This window comes from Salinivibrio sp. VGrn1 (genome assembly GCF_009377995.1).
GTDB lineage: Bacteria > Pseudomonadota > Gammaproteobacteria > Enterobacterales > Vibrionaceae > Salinivibrio > Salinivibrio siamensis.
This window is the reverse complement of record NZ_SATA01000001.1, coordinates 433,536-451,737: the sequence shown is the minus strand read 5'-3', so window position 1 is coordinate 451,737 and position 18,202 is coordinate 433,536. Positions and strand designations below refer to the sequence as shown.

Here is an 18,202-nt window from a genome sequence, read left to right as displayed (position 1 = left end):
CAGATACTCGATGATTTGGATGGTCGCCTGCGATTTATGCGCAAACGCCCGTCATTCGTGTTGGGTTGGTCATTGTTGGCCGGAGCCACAATGCACGCCCTGATGCGGATATCAGCCAGCTGGAGCGTTTCATCAAAGGCCAAAACAGGCATGATGAACAGCTTGCGCCAGTGGAAGAGGTAGGATACGAGTGTCGCGATAACCGAAAGACGCTTAAGGTTACCTCTCCTTGCGAACACAGCTTTTCAACATCATCCGGTGTTGAAACCAAGCAGCGTGAATATCCATATATCACCCACACAATATACGATTCGGATATAAAAGCAAATCGTTATTGCGCGCAAGGTTTGTGATGCCAGAGTTTGACCTGTCAGACAAAAACACCCTTGTTGACGCGTTATACAGTGAAATATCTGTCTTGTGCGCGCGACACATAGTCGCGCGCCTATGCAATGACTTACTGACGGTCGAACTCAAGGCGCGTTGAATAGCGTTCGTCACTGTGTTGACCGTGTTCAAAGGCAATTTGGCCATTGACGATAGTCATATCAATGCTAGAGCCGAAAGTGTGGCCGTCAAACGGTGACCATTGGCACTGGTAGAAGAGGTTATCTTGACCAACCGTCTGGGTTTGGTTGAGATCCACCAGCACTAAATCGGCCCAATATCCTTCACGGATAAAGCCACGATCTTTCACCTGATAGCGAACTGCAGGGGCGTGCGCCACTTTTTGCACCACCAAAGGCAAATCGAAGATACCACGATGATAAAACTCTAAGGCGACTTGTAACGCATGTTGCACAAGTGGCAGGCCAGCCGGCGCGTTGAAGTAGCTGTTTTGCTTTTCTTCAAACGTATGGGGGGCATGATCGGTGGCAATCACATCAATCACGCCGTCTTTGACCGCTTGAATCAGTGCCTGCTGATGGTGAGCTTCTTTGATCGCTGGGTTACATTTGATCAACGTGCCTTTGGTCGCGTAATCATCCCGGTTGAAAAACAGGTGATGGACACAGGCTTCAGCAGTGATCTGCTTTTGCTGCAGGGCTTCGAGCGTTTTGGCTGGCTCAAACTGATACAGCTCATCTTCGGTGGTCAAGTGCAGCACATGCAAACGGGTGCCGTGCTTTTTAGCGAGGTTAACCGCCAGCTGGGATGATTTAAGGCACGCTTCTTTAGAGCGAATGTGCGCGTGGGCATCAATCGGCACGTCTTCACCATATTTCTCGCGATAGATGCTCTCGAGTTCGCTGATCATGGGAGTGTCTTCGCAGTGGGTGGCGATAAGCGTGGGACAATCAGCGAAAATGGCGTTGAGTGTCTCTGGATCATTCACCAGCATATTGCCGGTGGAGGCGCCCATAAACACTTTTACCCCGCAGGCGCTATTGGGGTCTAAACGACGAATTTCGTCAATATTGTCGTTGGTCGCGCCGAGGTAAAATGCATAGTTAGCATGGCTGGATTGCGCGGCGCGTTGGTATTTTTCTTCCAGCGCGTCTAGCGTCGTGGTGGGTGGGTTGACGTTAGGCATTTCCATGTAGGTGGTAATGCCTCCCGCTACCGCCGCTTTGGATTCGGTGGCGATGGTACCTTTTTTCGGAAAACCGGGTTCGCGAAAGTGCACTTGGTCGTCAATCATCCCAGGGAGAAGGTGCTTGCCAGTGGCATCAATCACGCGGCAATCGGCCGCGGCGGGCGCGCTGATATCTTGGGCGATTTGGCTGATTCGGCCATTTTCAACCAGGACATCCGTTTCAACAATCTGTCCTTCGTTGACAACGGAGACATTCTTAAATAATAGGGTGGTCATGCTGTGATCCTTACATGTCAAGGTATTGTCGCTATGGTAACGCAATCGATTACTTGATTCAGCCCCTGATTGTTTAGGGAGATTAACCAAGTTTTAACCGGATGTTGACGCAATTGTTGTACATTAGCACCGCCAGCGTATTGCCCTTCAAGTAGGGCTGCCGCATACTTGGCGCGGTAAACAACAATAAAAGGGAGTGAACCATGGCGGAAGAAACAATTTTTAGCAAAATCATTCGTAAAGAAATCCCTGCGGATGTTTTGTATCAGGATGAACTCGTGACCGCCTTTCGCGATATCAACCCGCGTGCCCCTGTGCATATCTTAGTCGTGCCCAATAAGTTGATTCCGACCACTAACGATGTGGATACCGATGATGAGCTTGCGCTGGGACGTATGATTACGGTGGCGAAAAAATTAGCCGCTGACGAAGGGATCGCCGAAGACGGTTACCGCTTGATCATGAATTGTAATCAGCATGGTGGGCAAGAGGTTTACCACATTCACATGCATCTAGTGGGTGGCCGGGCGTTGGGGCCGATGGTGGTCGGCTAGTCGCGATAAGTATCAAGTGTGAAGAGAGGAAGGGTATGAAGAAATGGCTGTGTCTATTGGCAACCCTGAGCGTGTTGACTGGGTGCGCTACCGAGTCGCAGTCTCTGACCATCACGCCTAGGCAATCTGTCGTTTTTTCAGACAGTGCGCTTGCACAGGCACTGGATGTTAAGCGCCGCGCGTGTGCTGCATCTGAGACCACGCAACAAACCTGTCTAACGCTTATTAACCGTAGCCAGCATTCACAGTGGATGCGATACCGTTTCTACTGGTACGACAAACAAGGGTTACAAGTTGAGGCTTCACCGACTGATTGGCAACGTATTACCTTGCCAGCAGAAGCCTCAAAGCATATTGACACTCAGGTCCCTTCTGCAAGCGCGACGCAATACCGTATGGTGATTGTCCACTAGGGGCTGCTCAAGCCCCAATACACCCGCAGACTCACGTTTACAATCTAGGAAACAACACAATGGCACTTGTTTGCTCTGCTTTTTCGTCTCCAGGTTGGCTGGGACATCAGCGTCCACAGCTAATCAAGCTCGTGGTGGCCATTTTTCTGCTCGGCTTGGTGGGTTGTGCGCCGCGCACCCAACCTGTCTATCAACCGTCAGGCACAGATAACCCATCTCCCATGCCAGCATCTCGTCAGCCACATCGGAGCGTTGAGCTAGCGATGCGCGCAGCAGTACGTGCACTGCTCGATAGTCAGCCGTTGCAATCCTAGCCGGTGACCTTGGTGCAGCCGATTCAAAACCTCAGTAACACCTACTTTCCGACACAGCGCTATTCCGAGCAGCTTGAAGCGGGGCTCGTTAGCGCTGGCCGCATCACGCCAGTACCAGAGGCGAGAGTAAAAGCGGTGCGTCAATCCCTTGGGCTCGCGCAAAATCAAGCATTGGTGGATCCCTCTACCATTGTTCAGTATGGCCGCATGCTGGGCGCAGAGTATCAGCTAAGTGGCAAAATCATTGGCGGCAGTCCGCATCGACTGCGTTTACAGCTGATGGACTTACACTCTGGTGTTATCGCGTGGCAAGGGGTTGAATCGTTTGTCAGTGAATGATTGGGCACCAGCGTTAGAGGCCAAGCTTAACACCGAGCTAAGCCGATATTACGCGCAACCTACCCAGATTACGGCGGTTGAGCCACTGGAAGCAGGCTTGACCAACCGATGCTTGCGTTTGACGGACTCGCAAGGTGGGCTGGCTGTATGGCGTCCCAATAGCGAAGCAGTCAGGGCGTTTGATATCGATCGCTCACGCGAAGCAAGCGCACAATCCTTGGTTGCCAATCATGGTTTGGCACGTCAGCCGGTTGCGTTGTTGGACGAAGGCTTACTGGTGCCCTGGGTGCCAGGTCAGCCGCTTGATCAATGTAACGATGATCACACAGCGATCTTAATCGACCTGTTGGCTCGTATACACCAATTACCGGTTGAAATTGAAACCGCCTCGGTGGATGCACAATGCCAGCATTACGAGCGGCAGCTTTCGTTAACCTGTAAGCAGCAACTCGAAGAGGTGAAAGGGTGGGTAAACGCGCAGCGACCTGCCGCGGAGGGAGAGAAGCGCGTGGTATGCCACATGGATCTGGGGGCTTACAACATCGTGATAACGCCGACTCGAGAGGCGGTTGTGCTTGATTGGGAATATGCACGTACGGCCGATGCGCACCTTGATATTGCGCTGTTTTGTCGTGCCAATGCCCTTCAGCCTGATGCGGTGATTGAAACCTACTGTGCGCAGCAACAGATAAAAGCGACGGAGGCGGTGCGCAGGCGTGTGTTGGCGTGGTTGCCGTTTGCCGACTATTTGGCGCTATGCTGGTATGAGGTAGGTGCGAACTTGTATCGGCTACCGGCCTATAAAGAGGCGGCTAATCAGCTTTTTGAACAGCTGGCGGCACAAAGGCGAGGCTAATTGAACACGGAGGAAGGGATGGTCAAACAAGGTTGTCGAACAGGGTGGCTAGTTGGCTGTTTGCTTTTGCTGGTAGGTTGTACCACAGAGCTGGCCTATAACACCTTGCCGTTTTGGATTCATTACTACATTGACGATATTGTCAATTTGCGCCCCGAGCAGTCCCGCCAAGTCAAAGCCGACCTCGACAAGATTCAACAATGGCACCGCACACACGAATTACCGGCGATTGCTGAGCGCTTAGGACTGATCGCCACACAAAGTACCGAACGGCAAACCATGGCGCAATTACGCGCGCATCAAGACGCGGTGAAAGAGAGAATTCGCGCGACGTTACAGGCTTTTGTGCCCGCCACCGCACGTTTACTTGATAGTTTTGACAATGAGCAAGCCAAAGCACTGACGCAGTGGATGGAAGAGGAAATTGAACAAGCCACCCAGCGCCGCGCTAAGCGTTCTGAGGACGAGCAATTTGCCTATCAGCGGGATGACTTGGAAGAAGATACCGAAGAGTGGGTGGGTGATACCGACCGCCATCAGCAGCCGCTCTTCACCGAAATGGCGCAATACCAACAAGCGGCGATGCCGACATTCCGTCAAGTACGTGAGCGGTTAGTCAGCCGCCTGTTCAACATTATCAATAACAGACAATCGATTGATACCGAAGCGGCGTTGTCGCAATGGGTGAATGATGTGGTGGCGTGGCGAGCCGGGCCAGGTACGGAAACCGAAATGGCAATCTATCGTTCTCGGCGGCTTGATTGGCTGCTGCGCCTGGATCGCAGCCTGGATGACGAACAACGCAACCGCTTAGTGGAAAGCCTTAGTGAGTGGCAAACGCGCCTTAGTGACATGAGCCGTTGAGCCTTGCCTAGCGCAATGTCTGCTGGAGCGGGTCGTGTTATCTTATTATCGGGACGAGGTGTGACATCGTGGCGGGTCAAATACCCTGATTATTTCTAGGGTGATCTTGCTCATTTTTCTGTCCGGAGGGCTATGCTATTGATAAGGGTCACAGCTTTGCGACAACCAAGGATGGCTTTACATGATCATATATCTTCACGGTTTCGATGCCACGAGCCCAGGCAACCATGAAAAGGTGCTGCAGCTTCAATTTGTTGATGACGATGTGCGCACCATCAACTACAGCACCATGCACCCCAAGCACGATATGCAACACCTGCTGAAACAAGTTCAGACGCAAATTGAAGCAAGCAGTGATCCAGCCCCTTTGATTTGCGGCGTGGGGCTTGGTGCTTATTGGTCTGAGCGGATTGGCTTTCTGTGTGGCATTAAGCAGGTGATCATCAACCCCAATCTGCATCCTTATGAAAACATGCAGGGCAAAATCGACCGCCCAGAAGAGTATGAAGACATCGCCACTAAATGCGTGACTGACTTTCGCCAACGTAATCAGCAGCGCGCGTTGGTCATTTTGTCGCGAGAAGATGATGTGTTAGACAGTCAACGTAGCTACCATCTGCTGTCTCCGTTTTATCCCGTACGTTGGGATGAAAAACAAAGCCACAAATTTAAAAACCTCTCCGCCCACCTACAAGCCATTGCCGAGTTTAAACAATCGGCCTAATGCCATGCTCGTAACCACAGTGTTGCGAGCATTTGGTGTAATTTTCCTACATGTAATCCATTAATTAAGCGCAGACAAGGCTCGAAGTAATTGTCGTTTTACGGCAAAATAGAGCCTTGCGTTGACGAACAACCCAATAAAAAAAGAACGCAGAATACGCAACAGATGTTGTTAGTTACTGACAAAATGCCAATGAGTGCCAGTTTTAGCCAGTCGCCGATGGGCGGCTAGCGTGTATTTTTTTAGTTAGGTAAGGATGTAGAAGTGACCAAAATTATCGTTGTCGGTGGCGGTGCAGGCGGGCTTGAGCTTGCAACCAAGCTGGGCCGCACGTTAGGCCGCAAGCGCCGAGCAGAGATTACCTTGGTGGACAAAAATAGCAGCCACCTTTGGAAGCCGTTGTTACACGAAGTCGCGACAGGGTCGATGGACGAAGGCGTCGATGCGCTTAGTTACCGTGCGCATGCTAAAAACCATGGTTTTGACTTTCAAATGGGCACGCTGTGGGACATTGATCGTGACCAGAAAGTGATCACGTTAGCGCCTATGTATGATGAAAACAACGAACTGTTGATGCCTGAGCGTGAGTTGGATTACGACATCTTGGTGATGGCGATTGGCTCAACGTCGAATGATTTCAATACGCCAGGGGTGCGGGACAATTGCATTTTCCTCGACAACCCTAAGCAGGCGCATCGTTTCCGTCGTGAGATGAACAACGAATTCATGCGATTGCACGCCAAACACGGCCAAGGCAGTGTCGATATCGCCATTGTCGGGGCCGGTGCCACCGGGGTGGAGCTGTCTGCCGAACTACACAACGCGATTAAAGAACTGCGGAACTATGGCTTCCGTGATTTAGATAACTCGAAACTGAACGTGACCTTGGTTGAAGCCGGTGAGCGGATATTACCCGCATTGCCGCCACGCATTTCCAGTGCCGCACATCAAGAATTATTGAAGTTAGGTGTGAAGGTGAAAACCAATACCTTTGTCACCAAGGCCGATGAAGAAGGGCTAGAAACCAAAGAAGGCGAGCGCATTCATGCTGATATTATGGTGTGGGCCGCTGGCATTAAAGCGCCTGACTTTTTGAAAGAGATCGCCGGTTTAGAAACAAACCGTATCAATCAGTTAGAAGTGAAAAATACCCTGCAGACTACCCGTGATGACGATATTTTTGTGATCGGTGACTGTGCGGCGTGCACGCAAGAAGACGGCAGCAAAGTACCGCCGCGAGCACAATCTGCGCATCAGATGGCCAGTCGCTGTTTTAGTAACATTGTGGCGAAGTTGAATGGACGTGAACTGAAGCCGTATGTGTTTAAAGATCACGGTTCGTTAGTCTCACTCAGCCGCTTTTCTACCGTGGGTAGCTTGATGGGTAACCTGACCAAAGGCTCGATGATGATTGAGGGCCGGATTGCTCGCATGGTTTATATTTCTCTATACCGGATGCACCAAATTGCGTTGCACGGTTATGTCAAAACCGGTTTGATGATGCTGGTTGGGCGGATTAACCGCGTGTTGCGTCCGAGTCTAAAGTTGCACTAAACGTTGCGCCTGAATCAGGCACCGCGACATTAAACGATAAGACCGGGGCATGCCTCGGTCTTTTTCTTGCCACGAGCTTCCAATAGAGGTTGCCGCCTGACATGAAAGGCGTCACAATAGCCCCGCAATCAAGATTATTGATATCACTTCTAGAGCAACCCTCCTGACGCCGAGTTTTTCTCATACCACGATATTGATATTCATGACCCTAAGTGATGGGCCATGCGGCCTGTGACGACATTTTTAATTTATTGAGATCAATTGATGAGTTTCTCCTCTTTAGGACTATCTGCACCACTATTAAAAGCCGTAGAAGAACAAGGCTATACCACACCCTCACCGATTCAGGAAAAAGCGATTCCAGCGGTGATTGAAGGGCAAGACGTGATGGCGGCCGCGCAAACCGGCACGGGCAAAACCGCAGGCTTTACTTTGCCTATTTTAGAGCGTTTGCAAGCAGGTAAACGCGCGCGCCCTAACCACGTGCGCACCCTGATTCTGACCCCAACGCGTGAGCTTGCCGCCCAAGTGCATAAAAATGTTGAGCAGTACAGCCAGCATACATCGCTGAGCTCTATGGTGGTATTTGGCGGGGTGAAGATAAACCCGCAGATGATGAAGCTTCGCAAAGGCGCTGATGTGCTGGTGGCGACGCCGGGGCGTTTATTGGATCTGTATCAGCAAAATGCGGTGCGTTTTTCTCAGCTGGAAGTGCTGGTGCTGGATGAAGCTGATCGCATGCTAGACATGGGGTTTATTCGTGATATTCGTAAGATCTTGGGACTGTTGCCAGCCAAGCGTCAAAACTTGCTGTTCTCTGCCACTTTCTCGGCTGACATCCGCCAGCTAGCGAAAGAGCTGGTGAATAATCCGGTTGAGATCTCGGTGAGCCCTGCGAACCAAACCGCGACAGGGGTGGAGCAGTGCATTTATCCGGTGGATAAAAAGAAAAAGCCCGCGATGCTGCTTTCTTTGATTGCTGACAATAACTGGCAACAGGTGCTGGTGTTTAGCAAAACCAAACACGGCGCCAACCGCTTGTCGCGTTATCTGGATGAGTACGGCGTAAGTGCCGCCGCCATTCATGGTAACAAGAGCCAAGGCGCGCGCACCAAAGCACTTGAACAATTCAAAACCGGTGACGTGCGAGTGTTGGTGGCAACGGATATCGCAGCGCGTGGTATTGATATTGCCCAATTGCCACAAGTGGTGAACTTCGATTTACCTCATGTGGCGGAAGATTATGTTCACCGTATTGGTCGCACCGGTCGCGCGGGGGCGGTAGGCAATGCCGTGTCTTTGGTGTGCGCTGATGAAGCCAAAGATTTGTTTGCCATTGAACGCTTGATTAAACAGGTGCTCCCGCGCCATAGCTTGGCGGACTTTCCGGTGGCGAATCCAGTGCCAGAGTCTAAACTCGACACGCGTCCCATCAAGCCCAAGAAGCCGAAAAAGAATAAACCGCGTCAGGATGGTCAACGCTCTGGTGACAATGCACGTGGCCACAAGCCGGTGGGAAAAAATCGTCGCCATACCGACAAACCACGTGGTGGTAAGCCCAACTCATCTCGTTCACAGAGTAAAACGCCATCATAAATGGGGCTCATGGGTAGGCATCGGCATGCTGATTGAGTGCCTAAGTTTGTTTAGTAAAAAGCCGGTGTGGTGACACCGGCTTTCTTGTTTTAAGGCTTATAAGTCGCACCGGCAATCGGGGACTTATTGCTCCTGCACTTTGCGTACTTGAATAATCATTCCCATCATGGGGTTATCCAAATAATGGGTTTCGCCACTGCGCATCCGTCGTTTGTGCGTGAATGCATAGGGCTGCAAAAAGCGCTCGATGTGGTACTGCTTCTTCACCTTTTCTAGGCCCGCGACTTGCACGTTATTCGTGTTTGATGAGGCCCCTTGCTGCGCATCTGTGGTTTGCAGTGGCATATTGACCACGTCTTCCACCAGTGCGCGCCGCTCGCTTGGCTCTCGTAGCACCATGTCGGCCTCGACGAACAAGTAATGCTGGACGTAGACGCGCAGTGTGCCATCTAGCTCATAGAGGGGCTGGCGAGGGGGCGCGGTTTCAAGCGCCTGCTCATCCCACGCTTGTTCGCTATCTGACGCTGTATTGCTTGACGGGGTGGCTTGCGCTGTCACCGGCGTACCGTCTGGATTAAAACGGTCGCGATAGTCTTTTCCGGCACTGACACGCAGCAAAGGCAGGGCAGCGCGGCCACTGTCATCTTGACGCCATGCAACATGCACCATGGGCGTAAAGCCCGCATGGTTAGACAGTTTGTTGTAGGCATTTGTCAGCTGCCATTGGCTACGAGGTAGTGGGGTCAGTCCTGCATTTTGTAGTGCGCTGTTGTTCGTCACTGGCGTTGCACGACGTACCGATCCCATATCGGTTTGTGCTGGCCAGCTTTCCTCCACGCTAGCAGGGTCTTGGTTGCGCTTAAACACAATCAATTCGACATCATAAAGTCGCTCAGCTAAAACCGGTTGGCTAAGTGAGATCAGTAGCAACGCCCAAAGGCTCTGCTTGGTATAGCGTGCTAGCCAGCCTGGTGGGTGACATGAATGATTTTTCACAGGTTACTCCGTTTTCTTTCGCAAGCCATTATGCGACCAGTTGGTGACTTGCAAATTGAGTCAACAGCTCATCAATAAAGTTCATCCGCTCCCGTCGATCGGTGAGACTTTCGATAAACTTAATTTTGGTTGGCCCGTCAAATTTATACTTGTCTGGCCGCGATTGTAACAGCCCGACCAAGAATCCGGGATCAATTTGCGCGTCCTCATGAAACTCGACCATGCCGCCACGATCACTGGCTTCGATCTTTTTCACTCCTAATGCCGCGGCGCGTATCTTGAGCTGCTGGATATGAAGGAGGTTTTTGGTGGCGTCAGGCAGCAGGCCAAAGCGGTCTATCAGCTCAACTTGCAGCTCATTAATATCATCGTTGGACTTAGCGCTGGCAATGCGTTTATACATCGATAAACGCATATTGATATCGGGAATATAATCATCCGGTAACAGCGCAGGCAAACGCAGCTCAATGTCTGTTTGTTCATTCAGCAATACATCTAAGCTCGGCTCTTTACCTTCTTTTAGTGCCTCGACGGCCTGCTCAAGCATATCCATGTACAGGGTGAAACCGACCGATTGGATTTGACCACTTTGCTCGTCACCGAGTAGCTCACCGGCGCCGCGTATTTCTAGATCTTGGGTCGCGAGGGTAAAGCCAGCGCCAAGGTCTTCGAGCGAGGCAATGGCGTCCAGTCGTTTCACCGCATCTTTGGTCATCCGTTTTGGATGGGGGGTCAGCAGATACGCATAGGCTTGATGGTGCGAACGACCAACACGACCACGCAGCTGGTGGAGCTGTGCGAGGCCAAAGTGATCGGCGCGATCAATGATAATGGTGTTGGCTGAGGGAATATCGATACCGGTTTCGATAATGGTAGTACATACCAACACGTTGTATCGTTGATGGTAGAAATCGCTCATGATCTTTTCTAGCTCACGTTCGCGCATTTGACCATGGGCCACGGTCACGCGTGCTTCTGGGATCATTTCACTGATTTCATTCGCCGTTTTTTCTATGGTCTCGATATCATTGTGTAAAAAGTATACCTGGCCACCGCGCATAATCTCACGCAGCAATGACTCTTTAATTAGGGTATCTTCGCGTTCACGGACAAAGGTTTTTACCGCGAGGCGGCGTGACGGTGGGGTGGCGATAATCGAGAGATCGCGCATGCCGCTCATCGCCATATTCAGTGTTCTGGGGATCGGCGTGGCGGTTAATGTGAGAATATCTACGTTGGCTCGCATCGCCTTAATTTTCTCTTTCTGGCGAACCCCAAAACGGTGCTCCTCATCAACAATCAATAAACCGAGGTCGCGTAGCTTCACATCCGATTGCAGTAACTTATGGGTGCCAATCAGAATATCGACCTTACCCGCTTCACAATCGGCCAAAATTGCTTTTTGCTCTTTTGCAGACTTAAAGCGTGACAACACCTCCACCCGGACGGGAAGGTTAGCAAAGCGGTCGCGGAAATTCTCGAAATGCTGTTGCGCCAGCAAGGTGGTGGGGACTAACACGGCAACTTGCTTGCTGTTATTGACCGCTAAGAAGGCGGCACGCATGGCCACTTCGGTTTTACCAAAGCCGACATCGCCACATACCAAGCGATCCATGGCAATGGGGCGACACATATCCGAAAGCACCGCGTTGATCGCTTGTGATTGATCACTGGTTTCTTCAAACGGGAAAGTCGCCCGGAAAGCGCGATACGCGTCTTTGTCATGGCTAAACGCAAAGCCAGGCTTGGTCTCTCGTTTGGCATACACATCGAGTAGCTCAGCGGCGACATCACGCACTTTCTCTGCGGCGCGGCGGCGTGCTTTCTCCCAGGCTTCTCCGCCAAGCTTATGCACGGGAGCGGCATCTTCTGCGCCGCCAGAATAGCGACTAATCAGGTGTAAGGCGCCAACCGGAACATATAACTTGGCGCCTTGCTGGTATTCGAGCGTCATGTACTCTGTTTTGAGCCCGCCCGCTTCCAGAGTTTGTAAGCCTTGGTAGCGACCAATACCATGCTCGAGATGGACAACAGGCTGGCCGGGTTTTAGCTCCGCCAAGCTTCTGATCACCGCATCGCTGCTGACACTTTGCTTGCGTTTATCGCGCCGGCGCTGCTGCACCGCGCGCTCACCAAACATGTCGCTTTCACAAATCAGGGCAAATTGTCGGGTGTTATCAATAAAGCCTTGGTCTACCGGGCCGATGATTAAGCCAAATCGACCGGGTTGCGACAAAGCTTCTTGCAAGCCGTCGGCCACCATGGGACGAATTTTGGCTTGGGCGAGAAGATCCAGCAGAGCCTCGCGTCGTCCTTCCGATTCGACCGAGAAAACCAAGGTGCCGCTAAATTGCTCACTAAATTGGCGTAGCGCCGCGAGGGGCTCCTTGGCTTGGTGATTGACCGTCAACGTTGGCAGCGGCGCAATGTCGAGGTTTTCTCGCCCCGCTTTTTCTGTGACGCTGTCACTTTCTAGCTTTAAGCGAGGGTACTGCTTTAAGGTGGTGTGTAAGCGCTCTTTACTGAGCCACAACGCCTCGGGGGGTAACAGTGGGCGAAGCGGGTCGACACGTCGTTGATCATAGCGGGTTGCCACGTCGGCTTGGAAATGGTCAATCGCACTGTCAATATCCCCGACCGATAAAACCAAGGTGTTGTTCGGTAAGTAATCGAACAAGGTTTCGGTGTGTTCAAAAAACAGTGGCAGCCAGTATTCAATCCCAGCCGGCCAGGTTTTTTTACTCACTTGTTGGTAAATAGATTCTGGCTCTCGGCGCGCCTCAAAATGCTCGCGAAAACGGCCTCGGAAATATTCCACTGCCGCGTCATCGGTGGGGAATTCATGCGCGGGTAATAGCTGGATCTGTTCTAGCTCACCCGTGGAGCGTTGGTTTTCTGGATCAAATTGGCGAATGGTATCGACTTCATCATCGAAAAAATCGATCCTATAAGGTTCGTCACTGCCCATTGGGAACAAGTCGAGAATCGAGCCTCTGCTCGCAAACTCGCCATGCTCCATCACTTGGTCAACGTGGCGGTAGCCGGCGTCTGTCAGCTGATCACGCAACTTCTCAAGCGATAAGATATCGCCTTTTTTCACCATTAAGGCATGTTGATGGAGAAAATGTCGCGGCGTCACGCGCTGTAATGCGGTGCTCGCGGGCGCAATGAGTACCCCGTCTTGTTGATGAGGAAGCTGATACAGGCAAGACAAACGCGCGGAAATAATATCCTGATGGGGAGAAAAACTGTCGTAAGGCAGGGTTTCCCAATCAGGCAGGAGGTCGCAGTTACCCTGGGTAAATTGACGAATGGCGGGCTGCAAACGCACCGCAGTCTGGTTGTCGGGCACCAAAAGGAACACCGGACCGGCGTGTTGCTGGGTGAGCGTCGCAATGGCTAGCGGTAACGCAGCCCCTGATAAATTGCCAAGATGTTTGACGTCGCCTGGCCCTGAGGGCAGGGTAAAAGCATAGAGCGGTTGTTGGGTCATGAGTTTAACTGCTTGATTGTTTTCGGTTTCGTGCACGCTTTTTTAGTAGTTTTTGCTGATGATGCAGCGCCGCACGAATGAGCGTGTCGCGGTCTTCTTCCAATAAACGCGTGTACTGAATTTGGATCACATAGTCAGGGTTTTCTTGATCGCTGTCGTTGTGAGGCTCGCATCTCGTCACGACGCCGTAGCAATAGATGGCCGTCGGCGGATAATCGAGAAACAACTTCACGCGCGCGTGCACGCCTTTTTTAAGCGGCGAATGACTATGATAAGAAAAACTGCTCGCCCCAAAGGCGTGTGTCACAAAGCGATGGTCGGGCTGATCTTCGTGGCTGAGCATATAGCCCATCATCAGTGTCATTTTTTCGTTTTGCGCCTGCAGCACCCGGAATAACGCAGAGGCATCCTCCGGATCGATCGCTTTAAGATCTTTTTCTACGTCGCTATCGAGCTGGCCGCATTGACTCGCCAGGCGAAAAGGTGCCGGGATTTCGGCGGTAAAAGCCTGCGCATCTGGCTGGGCTTGATTGTCAGCAAGAGGCTCAACATTAATGCGAATCGCCGCTCGCACAGAAAAATATTCGTCTTGGCTCATCACTGTGCCTTAGATTGCAGTTGTATTAATGATTATCACGCACCCTTGGCAAGAGGTAAAGATCAGTCGCAGTTTCTGAGGGCGGTGAGGCGTTAATTGGGGTGACAATGGTGCCTTTCGTACAAGGTCGGCTTGGCGTCCCCCCATTGGACAGGTATGCTTGCAGCGAATCAAAACAATAAGCTAGGTGCGCTATGTTTCAACCCTTGTCGGTGTTTATTGGCTTGCGATACTTACGCGGCCGCTCAGCCGACCGTTTTGGACGCTTCGTCTCCTCGATGTCGACGGCAGGCATTGCCATTGGCGTGATGGCGTTGATCACCGTCTCGTCGGTGATGAATGGCTTTGAAGCTCAGCTGAAAGGCCGAATTCTCGGCGTGTTGCCTCACGCGATTATTGCCAACGGGCAAGCAAACCCAGATCAAACCGCGATTGAGCGTTGGCCTCACGTGATTGATACGGCGCCGATACAAACCACGGATGCCGTGATTCAAAGCCGCAAAGGCTTAAGCGCCGGCTTGTTAGAGGGCATCGACCCCAGTGCACATGAGCCCTTGGCTTCCCACCTATTGCAAGGTGAACTGTCGGCACTGGCAGCCGGGCGCTATCAAGTGATCATTGGGCGTAGCATGGCCACTGAGTTACAACTTCGCGTCGGGGATGCTGTCCGCGTGATGGTAACCAGTGCGAGTCGTTTTACACCGATAGGTCGGATCCCCGCACAGCGCTTATTTACGGTGGCGGGTATCTTTCACACAGGGACGGATGTCGACGGGCAATTAATGCTGGCTAACATCGACGATGTGGCGAGACTCAGTGGGGTATCACCGTCTCAAGCCAACGATTTACGCCTGTTTTTAGATGATCCATTTGCCATTACCCAATTAAAGACACACGCCGATCCCGATACGTGGACGGATTGGCGTGTTTGGCGCGGCGAGCTGTTTCAAGCGGTAAAAATGGAAAAGAACATGATGAGCTTGATGCTCAGCCTGATTGTGATTGTCGCCGCGTTTAACATTATTTCCGCGCTGATCATGGTGGTCATGGAGAAACAATCTGAGGTCGCGATTTTAAAAACTCTTGGGATGCAAGATAAAGATATTGTTGCTGTCTTTATTGCCCAAGGCAGTTTGAGTGGTGTGCTGGGCGCCGCGGTAGGTGGCGTGCTCGGTGTGCTCCTATCGGCATACATCAATGAAATCATGTCTATTTTTGGTGTGAGTCTGCTGGGTAACGGCCTAGCGTTACCTGTGGTTATTAATCCTTTTCATGTGGCGATGGTATTAGGCTTAGCGGTCGTGCTAAGTGTGCTAGCCACGCTATTTCCTGCGTTTAAAGCGGCATCTGTTCACCCTGCTGAGGCACTGCGTTATGAGTAAATCTTTGTTGTCCTGTCACCGCGTCAGTAAAACGTATCAAGAGGGCGGACAGCCGACCTGCGTGTTAAACGATGTTTCCTTGACCATTGCCCCGGGAGAGCTGGTGGCGATAGTGGGCTCCTCTGGCTCGGGGAAAAGTACATTATTACACACCTTAGGGACGCTTGATTTGCCCTCGGAAGGTGATGTGTGGATTGAGGGTGAGGCGGTCAATGCGATGACGGCCAAGCAGCAAGCAAAGCTGCGCAATCAAACGCTTGGGTTTGTTTATCAATTTCACCATTTGCTCGCCGATTTCACCGCGCTGGAAAATGTGATGATGCCGCTTTTGATCAACAAAATGAGCCACAGCGCCGCGTCTGAACGTGCGACGGCCATGCTCAACGCGGTAGGGGTCGGACACCGGCTCAGCCATCGCCCGGCAGAGCTATCAGGTGGCGAACGGCAGCGTGTGGCCATTGCACGTGCATTAGTCAATGAACCCAAGTTGGTACTGGCCGATGAGCCGACCGGCAACTTGGATCATACCACTGCGCTCGAAATCTACGATTTGATGCGCCAGTTAAATGCCCAGCATGGCACGGCCTTTTTAGTGGTGACCCATGACGGTGAGCTGGCAGCAAAATTGGATCGTCAACTGACCATGCAAGACGGCCAGTTGCTGGGGCAGGAGGGAGCATGAAGCCTTTATCGTTGGCCATCGGTCGTCGTTTTAGTCGCGCCAGACAACGCAATCGCTTGGTCTCTTTTATTTCCTTATCGTCAGTGATCGGGATTGCGGTGGGGGTGATAGTGATCATTGTGGGTCTGTCTGCGATGAACGGCTTTGAGCGCGAACTGAATCAACGTGTGCTGTCTGTGGTACCGCATGCACAAGTGTTTGGTGTCAATGGCCCTATCGATAACTGGCAACAGGTCAAACGTCAGACTGAGCAGCATCCCAATGTCGAGGCTGCGGCTCCCTATGTTGAGATGACGGTGTTGATGGAGCATGGCTCTGCGCTGCAACCTGCGCAAATTCGCGCTGTCGATCCGGATGATGAGCAAACCGTGAGTCGCATTGGTGATTATATTGAAGGTGGCTGGGAGAGCTTGCCAGCTGGGCAGTCGCAGATTGTGTTGGGACAAGGCGTGGCGGCGAAGTTGGGCGTCAGTCAAGGAGATTGGTTAACGGTCATGGTTCCCGCGACGGATAGCCAACTTGCATTGCGCGCCCCGAAGCGAGTGAGAATGCAAGTGGCTGGACTGTTGCGTCTCGGTGGACAAATCGACCATTCATTGGCCCTGATGCGACTTCAGGACGCGCAAACTATTATGCAAATAGGACAGTCAGTGACCGGTGTGTCTCTAAAGGTGTCTCCGGTGTTGCAGGCCCGTCAGATTGTGCATGAAGTCGGGCAAACGCTAACCACCTATGTGTATCTGAAAGACTGGACGAGTGAGTTCGGTTATTTATATCGGGATATTCAGTTGGTGCGAACCATCATGTATTTGGTGATGGTGTTAGTGATCGGCGTGGCCTGTTTTAATGTGGTTTCAACCTTGATGATGTCGGTAAAAGACCGTGCCGCTGACATTGCTATTTTGCGCACCATGGGGGCGGACGATCGACTGATCCGCCGCATCTTTATTTGGTATGGGCTCTTTTCTGGTGCCTTAGGCAGTGTGTTGGGCAGTCTATTGGGGGTTACCCTCGCCACTCACCTCACGGCGATATTGTCTCAGGTCGAACAGTGGCTCGGGCATCGCTTTTTATCAGGGGATGTGTACTTTATTAATTTCTTACCCAGTGAGCTGCATGCTGCCGATGTCATACTGGTGAGTACCACGGCCATACTGCTTAGTTTGCTTGCCGCTTGGTATCCAGCCCGAAGAGCCTGTCAGCTTGAGCCTGCCGCGGTGTTGAGTGCTAAATAGTGGCCATATCGCTTGGTATGCTTTGGTCACTGATACGCTTTATTTTATAAAAACCAAGAGCCCGACAATGGGCTCTTTTTGATCTGCCTCGTTGAACCCTGCAGGGAATATCATGTGTATACGCGGCGCTGACGCCTGAATCGCACTTCTGCCTGACGGCGTTTGGACGCGTTTGATGCCTCGCGTAGATTAAATCAGGACGATTTAAGAGGGCTTGTTTGGGTTAGGCAACACTTCTTTAATTTTCTTAGGCAAGCGTAACTTACGTTTTTCCCAGCTTCTGACCACAGAATAGCGCCAGATGCCACGTACGGTGAAATAGCCGATGACAGCCATCACCAGTCCGCTGGTGGCGCAGCCTAATAAAAACGGTGGGCCGATGTGGCTCATTTGCTCCGCCAAGTAATGCCACGATAGTTCAAAGTGGAACGGGTATGGGGGACTGTTCATCATCCAGGTGCCGAGCTTATAAGCAAGATAAAAAAGCACCGGCATGGTGATGGGGTTGCTTACCCATACTAACGCGACGGCAAGCGGCAGGTTGACCCCAAACAGAATCGCTAGGCCGGCAGCCATGATCATTTGGCTTGGTAGGGGGACAAATGCTATAAACAGGCCGACGGCAAAGGCACCGGAAGCCGACCGGCGGTTAAGGCACCATAAGTTGGGATCATGCAACAGGCTACCAAACACCCTGAGTGCCTTATTGTCGCGCAATGTTTCACGCTTGGGCATATAGCGTTGGAAAAACTTCTTAGGCATACCTGTTTACATTACCTGGAAATTACG

At 51.8% G+C, this 18,202-nt stretch carries 17 protein-coding genes; 12 read left to right on the top strand and 5 right to left on the bottom strand.

What is annotated here, in order from left to right; translation table 11 throughout:
• Window positions 1–457 precede the first annotated feature (457 nt).
• Window positions 458–1,813 (bottom strand): dihydroorotase, encoded by a 1,356-nt coding sequence (locus tag EHW56_RS01970; RefSeq protein WP_152795475.1) that lies wholly within the window; start codon window positions 1,811–1,813, stop codon window positions 458–460.
• Between the two features lie 203 nt (window positions 1,814–2,016).
• Here EHW56_RS01970 and hinT point away from each other — a divergent pair, with 203 nt between their 5' ends.
• From hinT to EHW56_RS01925, 9 genes are all read left to right on the top strand, one after another.
• Window positions 2,017–2,367: a purine nucleoside phosphoramidase gene (gene hinT, locus EHW56_RS01965; protein ID WP_046073123.1), complete on the top strand. Its 351-nt coding sequence runs from the start codon at window positions 2,017–2,019 to the stop codon at window positions 2,365–2,367.
• 35 nt (window positions 2,368–2,402) lie between these two features.
• A complete protein-coding gene (locus EHW56_RS01960) occupies window positions 2,403–2,780 on the top strand; it encodes a YcfL family protein (protein WP_152795473.1) in 378 nt (125 codons plus the stop codon).
• A gap of 59 nt (window positions 2,781–2,839) precedes the next feature.
• Complete coding sequence (locus tag EHW56_RS01955) at window positions 2,840–3,094, top strand: hypothetical protein (RefSeq protein ID WP_152800396.1); 255 nt, start codon at window positions 2,840–2,842, stop codon at window positions 3,092–3,094.
• Window positions 3,095–3,106: 12 nt separating this feature from the next.
• Complete coding sequence (locus EHW56_RS01950) at window positions 3,107–3,433, top strand: hypothetical protein (protein ID WP_172970614.1); 327 nt, start codon at window positions 3,107–3,109, stop codon at window positions 3,431–3,433.
• Window positions 3,426–4,289 (top strand): phosphotransferase, encoded by an 864-nt coding sequence (locus EHW56_RS01945; protein WP_370517134.1) that lies wholly within the window; start codon window positions 3,426–3,428, stop codon window positions 4,287–4,289. Before EHW56_RS01950 ends, EHW56_RS01945 begins: the two co-directional genes overlap by 8 nt.
• Window positions 4,290–5,153: a DUF6279 family lipoprotein gene (locus EHW56_RS01940; protein WP_152799079.1), complete on the top strand. Its 864-nt coding sequence runs from the start codon at window positions 4,290–4,292 to the stop codon at window positions 5,151–5,153.
• Window positions 5,154–5,334: 181 nt separating this feature from the next.
• Window positions 5,335–5,877, top strand: a complete 543-nt coding sequence (gene ycfP, locus EHW56_RS01935; protein WP_046073128.1) for an alpha/beta hydrolase YcfP — start codon at window positions 5,335–5,337, stop codon at window positions 5,875–5,877.
• A gap of 264 nt (window positions 5,878–6,141) precedes the next feature.
• Window positions 6,142–7,431: an NAD(P)/FAD-dependent oxidoreductase gene (locus EHW56_RS01930; RefSeq protein WP_046073129.1), complete on the top strand. Its 1,290-nt coding sequence runs from the start codon at window positions 6,142–6,144 to the stop codon at window positions 7,429–7,431.
• A 264-nt stretch (window positions 7,432–7,695) separates the two neighbouring features.
• Window positions 7,696–9,027 carry a DEAD/DEAH box helicase gene (locus EHW56_RS01925; RefSeq protein ID WP_152799078.1) on the top strand — a complete coding sequence of 444 codons (1,332 nt, stop codon included), beginning with the start codon at window positions 7,696–7,698 and terminating at the stop codon, window positions 9,025–9,027.
• A 123-nt stretch (window positions 9,028–9,150) separates the two neighbouring features.
• On the opposite strand, the gene EHW56_RS01920 is transcribed toward EHW56_RS01925, so the two are convergent.
• From EHW56_RS01920 to EHW56_RS01910, 3 genes are read right to left on the bottom strand one after another with little or no spacing between them, the layout of a single operon-like run.
• Complete coding sequence (locus tag EHW56_RS01920; protein WP_370517129.1) at window positions 9,151–10,023, bottom strand: peptidoglycan binding protein CsiV; 873 nt, start codon at window positions 10,021–10,023, stop codon at window positions 9,151–9,153.
• 28 nt (window positions 10,024–10,051) lie between these two features.
• The gene (gene mfd / locus EHW56_RS01915; RefSeq protein ID WP_046073135.1) at window positions 10,052–13,516 is read right to left on the bottom strand and encodes a transcription-repair coupling factor; all 3,465 of its coding nucleotides are present in this window, start codon (window positions 13,514–13,516) and stop codon (window positions 10,052–10,054) included.
• A 4-nt stretch (window positions 13,517–13,520) separates the two neighbouring features.
• Window positions 13,521–14,114, bottom strand: coding sequence for a PilZ domain-containing protein (locus tag EHW56_RS01910; protein ID WP_152795463.1), 594 nt, complete (start codon window positions 14,112–14,114; stop codon window positions 13,521–13,523).
• A gap of 194 nt (window positions 14,115–14,308) precedes the next feature.
• Here EHW56_RS01910 and EHW56_RS01905 point away from each other — a divergent pair, with 194 nt between their 5' ends.
• The 3 genes from EHW56_RS01905 to lolE are packed head-to-tail and all read left to right on the top strand — an operon-like array spanning window position 14,309 to window position 17,413.
• Window positions 14,309–15,496, top strand: a complete 1,188-nt coding sequence (locus tag EHW56_RS01905; RefSeq protein ID WP_152799076.1) for a lipoprotein-releasing ABC transporter permease subunit — start codon at window positions 14,309–14,311, stop codon at window positions 15,494–15,496.
• The gene (gene lolD, locus EHW56_RS01900) at window positions 15,489–16,178 is read left to right on the top strand and encodes a lipoprotein-releasing ABC transporter ATP-binding protein LolD (RefSeq protein ID WP_046073138.1); all 690 of its coding nucleotides are present in this window, start codon (window positions 15,489–15,491) and stop codon (window positions 16,176–16,178) included. The genes EHW56_RS01905 and lolD overlap by 8 nt, the downstream gene beginning before the upstream one ends.
• Window positions 16,175–17,413, top strand: coding sequence for a lipoprotein-releasing ABC transporter permease subunit LolE (lolE, locus tag EHW56_RS01895; RefSeq protein WP_152799074.1), 1,239 nt, complete (start codon window positions 16,175–16,177; stop codon window positions 17,411–17,413). Before lolD ends, lolE begins: the two co-directional genes overlap by 4 nt.
• Before the next feature lie 204 nt (window positions 17,414–17,617).
• Here the strand turns inward: lolE and EHW56_RS01890 are convergent, their stop codons facing one another.
• Entirely contained in the window at window positions 17,618–18,175 is a 558-nt protein-coding gene (locus EHW56_RS01890; protein ID WP_152799071.1) for a DUF2062 domain-containing protein, read from the bottom strand.
• Window positions 18,176–18,202 lie beyond the last annotated feature (27 nt).